General features: G+C 69.4%; 19 protein-coding genes. 4 read left to right on the plus strand and 15 right to left on the minus strand.

Annotated elements, in window-relative coordinates:
* Nucleotides 1-3 precede the first annotated feature (3 nt).
* Complete coding sequence (locus CI785_RS04825) at nt 4-996, minus strand: exonuclease domain-containing protein (RefSeq protein WP_105030951.1); 993 nt, start codon at nt 994-996, stop codon at nt 4-6.
* Between the two features lie 101 nt (nt 997-1,097).
* Here CI785_RS04825 and CI785_RS04830 point away from each other — a divergent pair, with 101 nt between their 5' ends.
* Nucleotides 1,098-1,790 carry an HAD-IA family hydrolase gene (locus tag CI785_RS04830; RefSeq protein ID WP_105030952.1) on the plus strand — a complete coding sequence of 231 codons (693 nt, stop codon included), beginning with the start codon at nt 1,098-1,100 and terminating at the stop codon, nt 1,788-1,790.
* On the opposite strand, the gene CI785_RS04835 is transcribed toward CI785_RS04830, so the two are convergent.
* The 8 genes from CI785_RS04835 to clpS form a co-directional block, all read right to left on the minus strand.
* Nucleotides 1,756-2,460 carry a GNAT family N-acetyltransferase gene (locus CI785_RS04835; RefSeq protein WP_240615003.1) on the minus strand — a complete coding sequence of 235 codons (705 nt, stop codon included), beginning with the start codon at nt 2,458-2,460 and terminating at the stop codon, nt 1,756-1,758. The two genes, CI785_RS04830 and CI785_RS04835, sit on opposite strands and share 35 nt — an antisense overlap.
* Entirely contained in the window at nt 2,457-3,044 is a 588-nt protein-coding gene (locus tag CI785_RS04840) for a DedA family protein (RefSeq protein ID WP_105031021.1), read from the minus strand. Before CI785_RS04840 ends, CI785_RS04835 begins: the two co-directional genes overlap by 4 nt.
* Nucleotides 3,045-3,257: 213 nt before the next feature.
* Complete coding sequence (gene rdgB, locus CI785_RS04845; RefSeq protein WP_105030953.1) at nt 3,258-3,896, minus strand: RdgB/HAM1 family non-canonical purine NTP pyrophosphatase; 639 nt, start codon at nt 3,894-3,896, stop codon at nt 3,258-3,260.
* Nucleotides 3,889-4,677: a ribonuclease PH gene (gene rph / locus CI785_RS04850; RefSeq protein WP_105030954.1), complete on the minus strand. Its 789-nt coding sequence runs from the start codon at nt 4,675-4,677 to the stop codon at nt 3,889-3,891. The genes rdgB and rph overlap by 8 nt, the downstream gene beginning before the upstream one ends.
* Before the next feature lie 72 nt (nt 4,678-4,749).
* Nucleotides 4,750-5,547, minus strand: a complete 798-nt coding sequence (locus CI785_RS04855; RefSeq protein ID WP_105030955.1) for an MBL fold metallo-hydrolase — start codon at nt 5,545-5,547, stop codon at nt 4,750-4,752.
* On the minus strand, nt 5,544-6,452 hold the full coding sequence (murI, locus tag CI785_RS04860; RefSeq protein ID WP_105030956.1) for a glutamate racemase: 909 nt from the start codon (nt 6,450-6,452) through the stop codon (nt 5,544-5,546). Before murI ends, CI785_RS04855 begins: the two co-directional genes overlap by 4 nt.
* An 82-nt stretch (nt 6,453-6,534) precedes the next feature.
* Nucleotides 6,535-7,110: a DUF2017 domain-containing protein gene (locus CI785_RS04865; protein WP_105030957.1), complete on the minus strand. Its 576-nt coding sequence runs from the start codon at nt 7,108-7,110 to the stop codon at nt 6,535-6,537.
* Between the two features lie 9 nt (nt 7,111-7,119).
* Nucleotides 7,120-7,428, minus strand: coding sequence for an ATP-dependent Clp protease adapter ClpS (gene clpS / locus CI785_RS04870; protein WP_105030958.1), 309 nt, complete (start codon nt 7,426-7,428; stop codon nt 7,120-7,122).
* A gap of 134 nt (nt 7,429-7,562) precedes the next feature.
* Here clpS and CI785_RS04875 point away from each other — a divergent pair, with 134 nt between their 5' ends.
* Together CI785_RS04875 and CI785_RS04880 are read left to right on the plus strand one after the other, a co-directional pair.
* Nucleotides 7,563-8,873: a nicotinate phosphoribosyltransferase gene (locus CI785_RS04875; protein WP_105031022.1), complete on the plus strand. Its 1,311-nt coding sequence runs from the start codon at nt 7,563-7,565 to the stop codon at nt 8,871-8,873.
* Nucleotides 8,870-9,493, plus strand: coding sequence for an isochorismatase family protein (locus CI785_RS04880; RefSeq protein ID WP_105030959.1), 624 nt, complete (start codon nt 8,870-8,872; stop codon nt 9,491-9,493). The genes CI785_RS04875 and CI785_RS04880 overlap by 4 nt, the downstream gene beginning before the upstream one ends.
* A gap of 64 nt (nt 9,494-9,557) precedes the next feature.
* On the opposite strand, the gene CI785_RS04885 is transcribed toward CI785_RS04880, so the two are convergent.
* The 4 genes from CI785_RS04885 to CI785_RS17455 all read right to left on the minus strand — a co-directional run bounded on the left by CI785_RS04885 (nt 9,558) and on the right by CI785_RS17455 (nt 13,794).
* A complete protein-coding gene (locus CI785_RS04885; protein WP_105030960.1) occupies nt 9,558-11,336 on the minus strand; it encodes a DEAD/DEAH box helicase in 1,779 nt (592 codons plus the stop codon).
* On the minus strand, nt 11,333-12,790 hold the full coding sequence (locus CI785_RS04890; protein WP_105030961.1) for an MFS transporter: 1,458 nt from the start codon (nt 12,788-12,790) through the stop codon (nt 11,333-11,335). The genes CI785_RS04885 and CI785_RS04890 overlap by 4 nt, the downstream gene beginning before the upstream one ends.
* Before the next feature lie 245 nt (nt 12,791-13,035).
* Nucleotides 13,036-13,335 carry a DUF3039 domain-containing protein gene (locus CI785_RS04895; protein ID WP_105030962.1) on the minus strand — a complete coding sequence of 100 codons (300 nt, stop codon included), beginning with the start codon at nt 13,333-13,335 and terminating at the stop codon, nt 13,036-13,038.
* A gap of 99 nt (nt 13,336-13,434) precedes the next feature.
* Nucleotides 13,435-13,794: a hypothetical protein gene (locus CI785_RS17455; RefSeq protein ID WP_240615020.1), complete on the minus strand. Its 360-nt coding sequence runs from the start codon at nt 13,792-13,794 to the stop codon at nt 13,435-13,437.
* Here CI785_RS17455 and CI785_RS04900 point away from each other — a divergent pair.
* Nucleotides 13,774-14,946, plus strand: coding sequence for an HNH endonuclease (locus CI785_RS04900; RefSeq protein WP_240615018.1), 1,173 nt, complete (start codon nt 13,774-13,776; stop codon nt 14,944-14,946). The genes CI785_RS17455 and CI785_RS04900 overlap by 21 nt on opposite strands.
* 54 nt (nt 14,947-15,000) lie before the next feature.
* Here CI785_RS04900 and CI785_RS04905 read toward each other — a convergent pair whose 3' ends face one another.
* Both CI785_RS04905 and CI785_RS16990 read right to left on the minus strand, forming a co-directional pair.
* Nucleotides 15,001-15,558: a PKD domain-containing protein gene (locus tag CI785_RS04905; RefSeq protein WP_105030964.1), complete on the minus strand. Its 558-nt coding sequence runs from the start codon at nt 15,556-15,558 to the stop codon at nt 15,001-15,003.
* Nucleotides 15,559-15,982: 424 nt separating this feature from the next.
* Nucleotides 15,983-16,570 (minus strand): DUF6318 family protein, encoded by a 588-nt coding sequence (locus tag CI785_RS16990; RefSeq protein ID WP_276308006.1) that lies wholly within the window; start codon nt 16,568-16,570, stop codon nt 15,983-15,985.
* Between the last annotated feature and the right edge of the window lie 136 nt (nt 16,571-16,706).

Below are 16,706 nucleotides of genomic sequence, written 5' to 3' on the forward strand. Positions count from 1 at the left end.
GGGTTACTGGCTGTCCGCGGGCCACCGTCCGCCGGTCATCTGCAGGAACTCGGCCTCCGAGAGGACCTCGATCGCCTGACCCCGCTCGTGCAGTTCCAGCACACGCCGGGCCTTGCCCGTCACACGTCCGTTGCGCAGGTCCGAGGCGACGAATCCGTCGCCGACCACGAGGACGGTGGTCCTGCGTGTGACGGAACTGGCGGGCTGGGCGCCGAGCCGCGCCGCGCGCTCCTTGGCCTGCGGGCGCGGGATGCCGAGATTCCCGGTGAAGACCACGGTCTGTCCGTAGAGCGGGTGGCGCGGATCGGCCTGGGCGTTGGCGTGCGGGTTCTCGCCCTCCTCGGGCCAGCCGGCCCAGCCCGTCGGGGACGTTCCGCGGCCCAGCGCCGTCCGGGTGGCCTTCGAGAGCTCATCCACCCCCGGCGCGTACGGCTCGGCCCGGGACAGCAGGAGGTCGTGGTGTCCGAGCACCTCCTCCACACTCGGGGCGTCGTGCCGGCGGGCGATGTCGAGCATGATGCCCGCGCAGGCGCGGGCGTCCTCGACGGCGTCGTGGTGATTGACCAGCGGGACACCGGCGGCCTCCGCGACGAAGGGCAGGGAGTAGGAGGGCAGTGAGTAGCTCCTGCGCGAGAGCAGGACGGTGCAGGCGTAGTCCCATGCCGGCCCGGCGAGCGCGGAGACCTCGAGGGCCGAGCGGATGACGCCGAGGTCGAAGGCGGCATTGTGCGCCACGAGGACGTCGGACCCGATGAAGCCGCCGATCTCGGGGAACAGCTCCCCGAACCGCGGGGCGTCCTCGACCATGCCGGCCGTGATGCCGTGGATCGCGATGTTGCGGGAATCGAAGTGATCGTGCCCGGCTGGTGGACGCATCAGCCAGAAGGCCTCCTCCACGACCCGGCCGTCCCGGACCTTCGTGAGCCCGACGGCGCAGGGGGATCCGCGGAAGCCGTTCGCTGTCTCGAAGTCGATGGCCGTGAACGCGATTCCCACCCGATGAGTTTACCGCCGCCCGCCCGTGCACCGGGCCCGCGTTCATGTAACGTTCACCGCGGCCCCGATGCGTCCCCCGGGGAACGGTCCTATCCTGAACCATGGTTCCAATCAGCAGCTCCCCACGGTGGTATCTCATCGACTACGGGAACGTCGTCTCCACCGCGCCCACGCCCCAGGACTGGGAGTTGCTTGCGGAGGCCACAGGCGTGCAGAACCTGCAGGACCCGGCCTCCACCTACTGGCGGCACCGCTTCGCGTACGACGCCGGGACTCTTCCGCCGGAGGAGTACTGGTCGCTGGTGTGCGGCGAGCGCGTGGAGCACGTGAGGGCAGCCTGGCTCGACGTCCTCGACGGCAACCAGTGGTCGCACCCGAACCTCGAGACGCTGGACGTCCTGGAGGACCTGGAGGCGCGGGGCGGACACCTGGCGCTGCTCTCGAACATGCCGGCGCCCATGGTCGCCCAGTTGTCCCATGCTCCGTGGACGAGGCTCTTCTCCCGCCTCTTCTTCAGTTCGTCGCTCGGGCTCGTCAAGCCCTCGTCCGCCATCTTCGAGCACGTCCTGGCGGAGCTCGGCGTCGACCCGGCCGCGGTGACCCTCGTCGACGACGCCCCGGCGAACATCGCCGCTGCACGCGCCCTCGGGATCGACGCCCGCCTCTTCGATGCGTCGTCGGACCTGTCCCGCGTCCTGTTGCAGCCGGCGGGCGTCCCGGCGGATCCCATGCCGTCGGCGGTCGTCGCGGGTCCTGCCGTCAGCCGGCCGGTGCCGGAGCCCGCCCGGGAGTGAGGAAGGCCAGCACCTCGGGCGCTCCGTCGACATGCGCGCTCCAGTCCGGCCGCGCGAAGTCCTCGCGCGCGAGCAGCAGGTTCTGCTGCGTCTGCACCTCACCCGGGCGGGCCTCGACGAGCGCAGTCCCGTTGGGCACGTAGCCCAGGCGCCGCGAGACCCCGAGCGAGGCGGCGTTCCAGTCGGCGGCGCTCGACACCGCCGACGTCGCCCCGAGGTGGTCGAAGGCGAACTGCAGCACCGCGGCCCTCATCTCGGTGCCGAGGCCGCGCCCGTGCACCGGACGTGTCAGCCACGACCCCGATTCGACGCGTCGCAGCAGCGGGAAGCGCCGCGCCATCAGGTCCTGGACACCGACGACACGGCCCTCGTGCAGCACGGCGAAGTTGATCGTCCAGTCCTCGGGCGAGACACCGACGCGGGTCCTCCACTGGTGCCGCACCGTCTCCGTGACGAGGACGTCGCGGGGTGCGTCCGTCCAGGGGACGCTGAACGGCATCTCGGCCGGATCGTGGACCCCCGCGAGCACGGCGTCCACCAGCTCCGGCAGGTGCCCGTCGCGGACGGGCGTGAGGACGAGGCGGGGCGTGGTGATGACGAGCCCGAACAGCGGCCATACACGGACCAGCGGGTCGGTGGTCCCTCCCGCTGCCTGTGCGGGACCGGTCACCGGACCCGTTTCTGGGCGCGGTACTTGCGTACCTTGGTCACGACGAAATAGACCGCGAACAGCACGACGGCGATGATCACGATCTTCTGGAAGGTGTCCGCGTACTGCTCGACGATGTGCCAGCTCTCGCCCAGGTAGAACCCCGCCATCACGAAGATGGTGTTCCAGATCAGGCTGCCGGCCGTGGTGAGCAGCAGGAACTTGCCCAGGGGCATGCGCTCGATCCCGGCGGGGATCGAGACCAGACTCCGGAAGAGCGGGATCATCCGCCCGAAGAAGACCGCACGGTAGCCGTGCCGGTCGAACCAGGCCTCCACCTTGTCCACGTCCTCGAGGTCGATGAGCGGGACCCTGGCCACGAGCCGCCTCATGCGGTCGCGTCCGAGCCACGCACCGAGCGCGTACAGCACATAGGCGCCGACGACCGAGCCCAGCGTGGTCCACAGGATCGCCTCGAACAGCGAGAAGTTGCCGCGGCTCGCGGTGAACCCTGCCAGCGGCAGGATCACTTCGCTCGGCAGCGGCGGGAAGAGGTTCTCCAGCGCGATGGCCAGGCCGGCGCCGGGCGCGCCGATGGTCTCCATCAGGTTCACGGCCCAGTCGGTGACGGCGCCGAGGGCAGAACCGTCCGACGTCGTGGTCGCCGTCGCGACGTTGACCGCCTGCGCGGCCTGGACTGTCTGGATGATGCTCACGGTGGTATCCGTCCCTGGTCTGGGCCGCCCCGGTGGGCGGCTCGCGTGCTGTGCTTGTTCGTCTGGTGCTTGTACGTCTGGTGCTTGTTCGTCTGCTGCGTGCTACCGCAGTGCGTCGATGAGGTGCGGCAGCAGTGCCCGGAAGGCGATGCCCCGGTGGCTGATGGCGTTCTTCTCCTCCGGGGCGAGCTCCGCGCAGCTCCTGTCGAGGCCCTCCGGCACGAGGACGGGGTCGTAGCCGAAACCTCCCGCACCGCGTGGGGCCGTCAGCAGTGTGCCGCGCAGTTCGCCGCGCTCGGTGCGGCCGGCGCCGGGAGCGCCGACGGTTCCACGCGGATGCGCGAGGGCTGCGGCGCAGACGAAGGCCGCGCCCCGCCGTTCGTGCGGGATGTCGGCGAGCTGGGCCAGGAGGAGTGCGAGGTTCGCGGCGTCGTCGCCGTGCCGTCCGCACCAGCGCGCCGAGAAGATGCCGGGCGCCCCGCCGAGCACGTCCACGGCGAGTCCGGAGTCGTCGGCGACGGCGAGCAGCCCGGTGGAGTCCGCCACCTGCTCCGCCTTCAGCAGCGCGTTCTCCTCGAAGGTCACGCCGCTCTCCACCACGTCCGGGGCACCCGCGGCGGCCGCGTCGATGACCTGCGTGTCGACGTCGAGCCCCGGCACCTGTCCGCGCAGCAGCTCGCGCAGCTCGCGCAGCTTGCCGGGATTGCGCGTGGCGAGGACGAGCCGTGGCGCGTCAGCCACCCTGGGAGTCCCGGAGCGTGTCGACCTGGATCTGCGCGAGCTGCGCGGTGCCGAGCAGCGCGAGGTCCAGCAGGGCGTCGAGTTCCGCACGGTCGAACGGCGCGCCCTCGGCCGTGCCCTGGACCTCGACGAACGTGCCGGATCCGGTGACGACGACGTTCATGTCCGTCTCGGCGCGCACGTCCTCCACGTAGGGCAGGTCGAGCATGGGGACGCCGTCGATGATGCCCACGCTGATGGCGGCCACGGTGTCGGTGAGCGGGTTCGCCGATGCGGGGATGAGCTTCTTGTCCTTCGCGTAGCGGATGGCGTCGGCGAGGGCCACATAGGCGCCGGTGATCGCGGCGGTCCGTGTGCCGCCGTCGGCCTGCAGGACGTCGCAGTCGAGGACGATGGTGTTCTCCCCGAGCGCCTTCATGTCGATGATCGATCGCAGCGAACGGCCGATCAGGCGTGAGATCTCGTGGGTCCTGCCGCCGATCCGGCCCTTGACCGACTCGCGGTCGGAGCGCGTGTTCGTGGCGCGCGGGAGCATGGCGTACTCGGCGGTCACCCAGCCCTTGCCCTCGCCCTTGAGCCAGCGCGGCACACCGCTGGTCAGGCTCGCCGTGCAGAGCACGCGGGTGTTCCCGAACTCGATGAGGGCCGACCCCTCGGCCTGCTTGGACCAGCCGCGCGTGATGCTGATGTTGCGCAGCTGGTCGGGCGTCCTGCCGTCGGCACGCAGCACGGGGGTGGTGTTGCCGGCGGTGGGTGCGGGCGTGGGATTCGCGGAGGTCATGATTTCCAGTCTAGACGGGAGCACCTGGGAGGACGCCCGGGGATCCGGGACCACGCACCGGCCCCGGATGCGTCAGACCGTGTAGGAGACGCCCGCGACGGCGACGGCGAGGTGCCCGTCGTAGCTCTCCCTGGCCTCGCCGACGGCCACGTTCGCGTCGTTCCACACCGGCAGGTGCGTCAGCAGCAGCCGCTTGGCCGATGCCCGGGTCGCCACGTCCCCCGCCCGCTTGCCGGTGAGGTGCACCCCGGTGATGGCGTCGTCGCGGCCCTCGTGGAAGGCCGCCTCGCACAGGAAGACGTCGGCGTCCTTGGCCGCGTCCACCAGCCCGTCGCACGCGTCGGTGTCGCCCGAGTAGGTCAGGATGTGGGGCCGGGTCTCGCCCCCGGCATCGGCCTCGGTCACCTCGACCCGCAGCGCGTACGCCTCCTCGATGGGGTGCAGGACCCGGTAGGGCGTGATCGTGAAGGGCCCCAGGGACACCGCCGACCGGTCCTCCCACGACCGGAAGTCGAAGTCCTCGTGCATCCCCGGATCCGGATCGAGGCCGTACGCGCTCGCCATCCGGTCCGCTGTCGCGGCCGGTCCCCAGACGGGGATGCGGGGCAGCCCCCAGCCGGACGGGTCCCAGTGGACTGCCACGTGCAGGCCGCAGAGGTCCATGCAGTGGTCGGGATGCAGGTGGGAGAGGAACACGGCGTCGATCTCGCGCAGGTCCATGTACCGCTGGAGGGCACCGAGCGATCCGTTGCCCAGGTCGAGGAGGATCCGCCACGTGCGGCCCTCCCACTCGGCGCTGAGGAGGTAGCAGGAGGCCGGGGACTGCGGGCCGGGGAAGGATCCGCTGCAGCCGACGATGGTGAGCTTCATGCGGGCGGGAACCCGGCGGCGATCATCTCGGGCGTGATCCGCGCGAGGCTGCCGGTCGGATACTGCGCGGCCACATGGTCCACGTGCTGGACGCTGAGCACCTCGGGCCCCAGGAACCGGCGTGCCAGCACCTCGAAGCCGGCGGCGTCGCCCGTCGCGATGAAACGGTGCGCCCCGGGTGCCGTGCCGTCCCGCTCGAGGTCGTGGGAGACGAGCGCGCGGTACACGTCCTTGGCGGTCTCCTCGGCGCTCGACACCAGGGTCACGGCATCACCCATGACGTAGGAGATGACGCCGGTCAGCAGCGGATAGTGGGTGCAGCCGAGCACGAGCGTGTCCACACCCGCGTCCTTCAGCGGCGCGAGGTACTCCTCGGCCGTCCTCAGGAGGGCAGGGCCGCCGGTGATCCCGGCCTCCACGAACTCGACGAAGGCCGGGCAGGCCACGGAGGTGACCTCGAGGTGCGGGGCGGCGGCGAAGGTGTCGTCGTAGGCCCGGGACCCCACGGTGGCGCTCGTGCCGATGACCCCGATCCGGCCCGAGCGGGTGGAGGCGACGGCCCGGCGGACGGCCGGCTGGATGACCTCGATCACGGGGATGCCGTACCGGGCGGTGTAGCGTTCCCGCGCATCGCGGAGCACCGCGGCCGACGCCGAGTTGCACGCGATGACGAGGAGCTTCACGCCAGAGTCGACCAGCTCGTCCATGACGCCGAGCGCATGGGCTCGGACACGCGCGATCGGCAGGGGTCCGTAGGGCCCGTTCGCCGTGTCACCGACGTACATGATCGATTCGTGGGGCAGCTGGTCGATGACGGCTCGCGCGACGGTCAGTCCCCCGACGCCGGAGTCGAAGATGCCGATGGGCGCTTCGCTGCGGTCGGTGTTCGCTGGCTCTGGGCTCATGATCCTCTGAGACTAGAACGTGCCGCCCGCGAAAACTATTCATCGGCCCGTGGGGTGTGTCACAGCCCTCCACCGGTGCGCGTCAGCGCTCCAGCCGAGCCGCTTTCAGCATGGCTTGCACGAGGGACTCCTGGAGCCAGGTGATGAAGTTGTAGACGAGCGCGAGGTAGGACTCCACGTCGTCGACGTCCTCGGAGTCCGCGATGTCGTGCAGCCGTTCGGCGTCCTCCTCCGTCTCGATGCTGAGCCGGTCGGCGAGGACGAGGCGGACGTCGTTGAGCGCCTGTGCGAGGAGCCGTGCCTGCTCGGAACCGAGGGTGATGGGATTCGTCTCGATCACCAGGGCGCTGCTGCGCAGGGCGCCGATCTTCTGCTCGCGCAGCGACCGCTCGGTCAGGCGGCGGAAGGCGAGCGCCTCGTCGTCGTCGCCGCGGACGGCATCGGGCAGGAGGCGGCGGACGGCTGAGTCGTCGGGCGCCGTCGCCTCGGCGTCCGCACCGGACATGCCCACGAGCGCCGCCAGCGGGTCGTCGCCGGGCTCCGTCTCGGGCTCGAGCATGGAGATGACGTCCTCGAGCAGCGCGCCGAGCAGGCGCGCCTCACCGGGTTCCAGCGCGCCGGTGATGCCGCGGCGCGTCGATTTGAACGGTTTTGCCATGGGGTGGGCTTACTCGCTTCCGATTTTCTCGAAGGTGGCCCACAGCCCGTACGAGTGCAGCGCCACGGTGTCCTGTTCCACTTTCTCGCGGCTGCCGGAGACGACGGCGGAGCGGCCCTGTTCGTGGACCTCGAGCATCAGCGTGCGGGCCTTCGCCTCGCTGTAGCCGAAGTAGGACTGGAAGACGTAGCTCACGTAGCTCATGAGGTTCACGGGATCGTTCCAGACGACGACCACCCAGGGCTGGTCCAGGTCGGTCTTCTCGGTCGTCCGCACCTCTTCCAGGGTGTCGGTGCCGGTTGCAAAGCCTACGGTCATCCCCTCATTCTAGGTCGCATCCCCACTGCCCGCTGTCCGGGTACTCACACCCCGGGCGCCCCGCTATCGTTTCAAGGGTGATCAATGCCCCCACCGAACCGCCCGCCGCCGGTGCGGCGCCTCCCGCCACGACCATGCCGAACAGTGCGCTCTTCACCGACCAGTACGAGCTCACGATGCTGCAGGCCTCCCTGCACTCGGGGGCGGCACATCGCCGCTCCGTGTTCGAGGCCTTCGCCCGCCGGCTCCCGGCCGGGCGGCGGTACGGCGTCGTCGCCGGGACGGGGCGCCTGCTCGAGGCGCTGGCGACCTTCCGGTTCGACGACGCGCAGCTGGCGTTCCTCAGCGACCACCGCATCGTCGACGACACCACCCTCTCCTGGCTGGCGGACTTCCGGTTCACGGGTTCCATCTCGGGCTACGCGGAGGGCGAGGCGTACTTCCCAAACTCGCCGATCCTGACGGTGGAGTCCACCTTCGCCGAGGCCTGCATCCTCGAGACGCTCGTGCTGTCGATCCTCAACCACGACAGCGCCATAGCCTCCGCGGCCTCGCGTATGACCGGTGCGGCCGCCGGGCGCCCGTGCATCGAGATGGGTTCGCGCCGCACGCACGAGGAGGCCGCCGTCGCCTGCGCGCGTGCCGCGATCATCGGTGGCTTCGCGAGCACCTCCAACCTCGAGGCCGGCCGCCGGTACGGCCTGCCGACCGTCGGCACCGCCGCGCACTCCTTCACGCTCCTCCACGACTCCGAACGCGCCGCGTTCGAGGCGCAGGTCGCAGCCCTGGGACGGGGCACCTCGCTCCTCGTGGACACCTACGACGTCGAGCAGGGCGTCCGCACGGCCGTGGAGGTGGCCGGCCCCGAGCTCGGCGCCGTCCGCCTGGACTCCGGCGACCTCGTGGCGCAGGCCCGCTGGGTGCGGCAGCTCCTCGACGACCTCGGCAACCACACCACCAGGATCGTGGTGACGTCCGACCTCGACGAGTTCGCCATCGGCCTCCTCGCCTCGGCCCCGGTCGATTCCTACGGTATCGGCACGTCGCTGGTCACCGGCTCCGGTGCGCCGACGGCGGGCATGGTCTACAAGCTCGTGAGCCGGCAGGACGACTCCGGCGCGTTCGTCCCCGTGGCGAAGGCCGCGAAGAACAAGGCGTCCGTCGGCGGACTCAAGCACGCCCTGCGCCGCCGCGACGAGCACGGGGTGGCCCAGGCGGAGATCGTGGGCATCGGGATCACGCCCGGCGACGACGGCGACGACCGCCCGCTGATGCAGCAGTTCGTGCGCGACGGCGTCGTCCTGCCCGGCTGGACCGGGCCCGAGGCGGTCCTGCGGGCCGCCGGGCAGCACGCCCGTTCCATCGCCGAGCTGCCCGGAGCCGTCCGGCGCCTGCAGCGCGGCGAACCCGTCATACCCACCGAGTACGAGGAGGCAGCACCGTGACGCGAGCACTGATCATCGTGGATGTGCAGAACGATTTCTGCGAGGGCGGGTCCCTCGCCGTGCAGGGTGGCGCGCAGGTCGCAGCCGCGATCAGCGACCACATCGATGAGCAGGCCGGCTCCTACGACTACGTCGTCGCGACGCAGGACTGGCACATCGATCCGGGGGCGCATTTCTCCGAGGACCCCGACTTCGTGGACTCCTGGCCTGTCCACTGCGTCGCCGACACCAAGGGATCCGACTTCCACCGGGACCTCGACACCGAGAGCATCGACGCCGTGTTCCGCAAGGGGCAGTTCGAGGCCGCGTACTCGGGCTTCGAGGGTGTCAAGGCGCCCGACGACGAAGTGCCCACGGGTGAGCAGAAACTCGGCGGCGGGGCGGTCGACCCCGACGAGGACCCGATGACCCTCGACGACTGGCTGCAGGACCACGAGGTGGACGACGTCGTGATCGCCGGGCTCGCCACCGACTACTGCGTGCGGGCCACCGCGCTCGACGCACTCCAGGCGGGGTACGCGGTGTCCGTGCTCACCGACCTCACGCGGGGCGTGCACGAGGACAGGTCGGAGCAGACCCTGGACGAACTCGAGGCCGCAGGCATCGAACTGGTGCGCTAGAACCGGATGCACGAGGGCCGGGCTGGTACGTCCAGCCCGGCCCTCGTTCTGTGTCCGCGCAGCGCTACTTCTTGCCGATGAACCAGTCCTGCAGCTTCTGCAGGCGGCGCTGGAGCTGGTCCTCGTCGGCCTGGGCCACGGCCGGGCCGCCGCACTGCCGGCGCAGCTCTGTGTGCACCTGGCCGTGGGGCATGCCCGTCCGGGCGGCCCACGCCGAGACGTTCTTCGCGAGTTGCCCACGCAGTTCGGTGAGCTGCCGGTGGTCCACCACGAGCGGCTCGGCGGCCGCGGCCGCCGTCGGGCGTGTCTTGCGGCGTGACTGCTGCTCCTGCTGGCGCTGGCGCAGGAGCTGGCCCACCTGGTCGGCGTCGAGCAGCCCGGGGATGCCGAGGAAGTCGAGTTCTTCGTCGCTACCCATCTCACCACCGGTCCCGAACTCGCCGCCGTCGAACAGGACGCGGTCGAAGGACGCCTGTGACTCGAGCGCCTCGAACTTCTGCTTGGTCAGCGAATCCGACGCCTTGTCCTCGCGGTTCGCAGCCTCCATCAGCGCGTCCTCGAGGCCGAACCCCTCGTCGTCCTTCTCCGGGCGGTCGAGGGCGTGGTCGCGTTCGAGTTCGAGCTGGTTCGCCAGGGCCATGAGGTTCGGCACGGACGGCAGGAAGATCGACGCCGTCTCGCCACGCCGTCGGGCACGAACGTAGCGTCCGACGGCCTGGGCGAAGAACAGCGGGGTCGCGGTGGACGTCGCGTAGACGCCGACGGCGAGGCGCGGGACGTCCACGCCCTCGGACACCATGCGCACCGCCACCATCCAGCGCTTGTCCCCTGCGGAGAACTCCTCGATCTTCGAGGAGGCCTTCGCGTCGTCGGACAGGATCACCGTCGGGGACTCCCCCGTGATGCGCTTGAGCTGGCCCGCATAGGCGCGGGCGTCGTCGTGGTCCGTCGCGATGACGAGGCCCCCGGCGTCGTGCACGGTGCGGCGCACCTCGGTGAGGCGCTTGTCGGCGGCGGCGAGGACCGCGGGGATCCACTCGCCGGCCGGGTTGAGTGCCGTCCGCCAGGCCTGGGCCGTGATGTCCTTCGTCACCGCGGCCTCACCCAGCGATGCCGCCATCTCCTCCCCACCGCTGGTGCGCCAGCGCATCTGGCCGGAGTACGCCATGAACATGACGGGCCGGACCACGTGGTCGCGGAGGGCCTGGCCGTAGCCGTAGGTGTAGTCGGCGCGTGAACGGCGGATCCCGTCGCGGTCCTCGGCGTACTCGACGAAGGGGATGGCCGCGGTGTCCGAGCGGAAGGGCGTCCCTGTGAGCGCGAGGCGGCGTGCCGCGGGTTCGAAGGCCTCGCGGATGCCGTCGCCCCACGAGAGAGCGTCGCCGCCGTGGTGGATCTCGTCGAGGATCACGAGGGTGCGGGCGGCCTCCGTCTTCGCGCGGTGCAGCATCGGCTTGCTGGCCACCTGGGCGTAGGTCACGGCCACGCCGATGAACGCACCGCCGTGGCGACCGTCGGCGTTCTTGAAGTTGGGGTCGATCGCAAGGCCCACCTTCGCGGCCGCGTCCGCCCACTGGCGCTTGAGGTGGTCGGTGGGCGCGACGATCGTGATGCGGTTGATGACGCCGCGATCGACGAGCTCGGTCGCCACCCGGAGGGCGAAGGTCGTCTTGCCGGCACCCGGGGTGGCCACCGCGAGGAAATCGCTCGGGGACTCCCGGAAATACTTCTCCAGCGCTTCGCTCTGCCACTGGCGCAGCTTGGGGGCGGTCCCCCAGGCTGCGCGCTCCGGATATGCGGGGGGCAGGGCTGCGCCGGCACCGAACAGGGTGTCACTACTCACGCCGGGACAGTACCTTCCATTGACTTGCTGGGGGTGAGGCCGGGGCCTTCATCGGATGACCTGGCCCCTCTCAGACCCGAAACTATACCTGCTGCCGTGAACACCCACAGAGCGAGCCAGATCGCAACGAACGTGGGCACGTGTCCCGGATCGGCGGGATCGCGCAGGAGCGCGAACAGGGCACCGGCACCGGCCGTTCCGGCGACCCCGCCCAGCTGGTCGGAGATCTGCAGGGCGGCCGAGTTGCGCCCCTGCTCGGTGGTCGGCGACAGTTTCAGCACCAGCACCGACGTGCTCGACAGCGTCATCCCCATGGCGAAACCCGAGAGTCCCCACACCACGGCGAGCACCCACAGTGGCGCTTCGACCGCCGTCGCAAGGGCGAAGCCGCCGAGCGAGAGCGAGAGGATCGAGGAGCCGGCGACGAGCAGCCACTGCCGCTTGAACGTCACACGCGCCTGGACGTAGGACCCGGCGCTCCAGCCGAGTGCGCCGGCACTCAGGGTGAGGCCGGCGGTCCCGGGGTCGATCTCCCGCGAACTCGCCAGCATGAGCGGGATGAAGGCCTCGGTACCGAAGAAGGCCACATTCACAAGGCCGCGTGTCGCGATGATGCTCGGTAGCCCGCGGCCGAGGACCAGGGTGCCCTTGGGCAGGAGTGCCGGCAGGACGAACAGGGCGACCACGACGCCGGCCGCGGCCAGGAGGGCGAGCCCGGTGACGGTCCCGGCGTCGGGATCCTGCGTGTCGGCGAGCCGGACCACCGCCCATTGGGCCACGAAGACGCCACCGGCCAGGGCGAGGCCGCGCAGGACCCGCGCTCTCGCCGAACCGGCCTCGTTCGAATCCAGCGGCCCGAGCTCCCTCGTCTTGGGCCATACGATCACGACGGCGGCGAGGACCACGGGCGCGGCACCGAGGAACACCCAGCGCCATCCGAACTGCTGCGTGACGAAACCCGCGACCACCGGTCCGATCAGGGCCGGCAGCACCCATGCGGCGGCGAGCCAGCCGAACACCACCGGCTGGGCCCGCTGCGGGAAGGAGCGCCCGATGACGACGTACACCGCCACGATCATGGCGCCACCGCCCAGTCCGGACACCGCACGGCCCACCGTGACGAGCCAGAAGTCGGACGCCACTCCCGCCACCAGCAGGCCGAGGATCATGAGGGTCATCCCGACGGCGAGCGCGGGCCGGGGACCCTTGCGGTCGCACCACGAGCCGGCGACGACGGTGCCCAGCAGGGATGCCGTCAGGTACATGGAGAACGCGAGGCCGTAGCTCGCTTCGCCGGAGAGCTCACGGGCCACGGAGGGCATTGCGGTGATGACGGCCATCGCCTCGAAGGCCGCGCAGGTGATGATCGCGAGGATGCCGATGGTGAGGGGGCGCAGCTCGGGCGTCATCACGCCGGCTGACTTCTTCGTGGCCGTTCTGGCGGTCTTGCTCATGGCACCTGGTGTTCTACTGGGGTCTGCTCATGCGTGGCCGGCGTGGCCGTGGCTCGCCGGTGTTCCTCGGTCAGCGGCGCACCGAGCCACCCCGAGGGGTGCGACTGTGCCGACGTGTCGGATGGCCATGTGCCTCGCGCAGATCGGCATGACATGAACCAGCCCTTCACCCTGTGGAGCTCCAGGACCTGCAACGGACCCCTGGGGCGCATGCTCCCGCGGTCGGGCGTGCTACTGCCCGGTTGTCAGCTCTTGGGGTCGTCGTTGCCCGGACGCAGGCCGTTGTAGATCTCTTTGCATTCGGGGCACACGGGGAATTTCTCCGGGTCGCGGCCCGGTGTCCACACCTTGCCGCAGAGGGCGATCACGGGCTCGCCGGTGAAGGCCGACTCCATGATCTTCTCCTTGCGCACGTAGTGCGCGAAGCGCTCGGCGTCACCGGGCTCGACCTCCTGACGCACTTCCTCCCGTTCGATGGTTGCCGTGGAGCCGCCGGTGCCGGGGTCGAGGGGATCGTTGGCGAAGGGATCTGCAGGCATAGTCATGACCCCAGTCTATCGCCCGTCCGCGCAGGGCCCCCGGCGGAAGTTCTGAGTATCCAATTCCTTTCTCCGGAATATCCCGCATCGACTCAACGAATTACTTCAACTCGCCTCCTGGATTGCATTCGTAAGGCCCCCGATAGTGTCGGTGGCGGGGTCGATGATGGAGGCATGAGAACGGGTGCCGAGTATCGGACGGAATGCGAGCGGATCGACGCACGCATACTGTCCCTCAACGCCGAGAAAGCCCGCATCGACGCCGATATGGCAGCCGCCACCGAGGAACTGCGTGTACTTCTCGAAGACCAGTTCTTCGATTACCAGTCCGGCGCGCAATCCGGTGGGGAATCCGGTCGACAATCCGATCAGCACGGCACCAGGCGACGCCGCACGAATCTGGCGGATACGACCGCCGCAACCGAGCTGGCATGTCTGCTGCGGATCTCCGAACGAGCCGCTCATCGCCTCGTGCAATACTCCGCGGTCCTGGTCAACTACCAGCCGAGAACCCTCCAGGCCCTCCGCGAGGGAACCATCTCCTGGGCACATGCGACCACCGTCGTGCACGAATGCGAGGGGCTGCCCGCAGGCGCGGCCGCCCTGCTCGAGGATCAACTCCTCCCACTGGCCGCGGACACCACCCCCAGCCGCCTGTCCGCCAGGGCACGCTCACTACGCACGCGGCTGGACCCCGAGCCCCTCCTCGACCGGGCTGCCACCGCCGCATCCCGTCGCCGCGTGGACATCGAACCCGATCACGACGCGATGGCCTGGCTGCACGTGTACCTGTCCGCCACCGATGCCACCGCCATCGACACCCGCCTGAACCTGACCGCCCGTACGCTGCAGACTCCCACCGAGCACCGCACCCTGCCCCAGCTACGCGCCGATGTCCTCACCGACCTGCTGATCTCCGGAGACGGCCGCCCCGGCACCACCGCCTGCCAGGGCGCTGGTGCCGGGACCGGGTCGGACACGGGGGCTGGTGCGGATGCGGGTAGTGCGAGTACGGGCGCCAGCTCCGGGGCCTGTGCTGGGGTGGCAGCCGGGGCTGGAAGGATCAGGGCCCACGTCAATGTCACCGTCCCGGTGCTGACGCTGCTCGGCGTGGACGACGCCCCGGCCGATCTCGAAGGCTACGGACCCATTCCCGCCGATATCGCCCGGCGGCTGGCAGCCCACGCGCCCTCGTTCACACGCCTGCTCACCCATCCCGAAACCGGGGCCGTGCTCAGCGTCGGCCGCACCACCTACAGCGTCCCTGCGGACTTGAAGGCCTGGCTCCGGGTCCGCGATCAAACCTGCCGCCACCCCGGCTGCACCATCCCGGCCTCCCGCTGCGAACTCGACCACACCGTGCCCTGGTCCCATGGCGGACCCACCAGCTATGACAATCTTGCGCACCTGTGCCGCAAGCACCACAAGCTCAAGAGCGAAGGCATCTGGCGCTACACCCAGGATCCCCGGGATGCGCTGGACACCGGGAACACTCCTGCCGGTCAGAACGCCCTCGGCACACAGGACACCCGAGACCGACAACCATCCGGTCGACTCACCGCCATCTCACCCACCGGCCGCGTCTACACCAGCGACCCCGTACCCCCGCCGTTCTGATCCCTGCCGGCAACCACCTGTAGCCGTCGGCCAGCGGTCATCACCGGCAACCACTCAGCGGGTAGGCGGCTGGCAGCCGATCCCGGTGGGGTTCTCCAGGCAGTCCTGGCTCACCTGATGTCCCTGCGTGCGCCAGATACTCATGAGATGCGGCGCCGAGACCACGGCGGCCTCTCCGGCGACCGGCTGGAAAGGCCCGCCGTCGACCGAATAATCCCCGGCGAAGAACGTGGTCACTGTTACCTGGAAGTCCCCCGTCTTGGCGTACCGGTGACTCGTCGGCGTCTGCGTATCGAACCCATTGCCCGGCACCGGACCGCCAGGGCTGGTGGTGCGTACGGTCGTGCCATCGCCGTACTCCCACAGATACGCGACCGGACGGGCCATGAGCACGACATCGGCGTCCTGGAACTCGAACGCGAACTCCTGCTCCGCAGCCTGAGCCCACAAGTTCGAGTGCGCGTTGCGCAGCCCGAAATTCGCGGGCTGCGACAGGACCGTCGCCGCAAGCACCGGCTGCTTCTGGAACTCCTCCACCGTGATCACCACCGGCACTTCCGCGGGCACGAATCCGGCCTCCACGGGCGCGACCGGCGGCTCGCCGGGATACATGCAGGAAGTCCTACCCGTGGGCGTCCGGGTTGCCGGTTGCACCCGCGTATCGATGGCGATCCAGTTCACCAGGGTGCCACCCTCCTGGGCGGCACACACGGCATCGACCCGTGGACACGTCGCAGGATCCAGGGCCTCACCAGCACCTGCGGTACACGCTCGCTCGTAGGTGTACTCAATGCCGTCATCCACCGGCAAAGCCGCCGGTGCAGTCGGCGGTGGCTCCACCTCTCGATCAGGTCGTACCCCAGAAGCACCTGATTTGACTACTTTCCTGACGGTGTTAGCCGCGTTCACCCAGCCGTTCTCTGAAATCCCAGCGGAGGGCTCATTCTCGGCTGCTACGGCTGAAGCATTGCCCGTTACATCGATGGCAAATAGCAAAATTAGCAGCAGCACTAGCGGTTGGGGTGAATGTTTCATCTCACGATCCTTCGGGCGAACCGAAGTCAAGCATGATCCAATGATCGTCCTCCCAGAGCGCGATTGTTACGCCGACCATCGTTGCAGTGGGGGGAGTGCGCTTTACCTCTAATCCTTTCGAGTCAAAGTAGACGATCTCTGATTGCGCGATGTCAATGAATGAGTTGATCGAACCAGCAGTGTTTTTCTCGAATGTAATTTGCGAGGAGTTGAGCGTAATTGCTCCCCCTTCAATCCAACCGCCTTGCTCAAAGTGGTCTTTGACTTGGGTTGTCAGATTCACACAAGTGCGGCAACCAGGGTCAGTTAAAGGCGTAAATAGCGCCCAGTCGTTGGTCTCGTATCCGTACGAGAACAGTTCGAACCAGTACTCGGTGAACGCCTCCAGCCCCTCGGCCGAGTTCTCGTCGGCCAACGGTGGCTTCACCGGTACCGGGATGTTCGCAGCGGGCCCCGCCGAAGACGCGGGCGACGGCGCGGGGCTGGACGAAGCGGGCGCGGATGCCGACGCGGAGGCTGCAGACACCGACGGCTCAGGAGTAGGGGACGCCGAGGGATCGGCACCGCCCTGGCATCCGGTCAGCACCATTGCCGCGACGACTGGACCTGCCAGAGCCGGCACGAGACGTCGGCCTTGAAGTGTACGCACAGGAAACACGTGATTCCCCCATCGTCCTCGCCCGCCAAGCCGGAATGGGTGCCAGCATAACGGCAAGCACTCCGAC

Origin of the sequence: Arthrobacter ruber (genome assembly GCF_002954225.1) — a bacterium.
Taxonomy (GTDB): domain Bacteria; phylum Actinomycetota; class Actinomycetes; order Actinomycetales; family Micrococcaceae; genus Arthrobacter_D; species Arthrobacter_D ruber.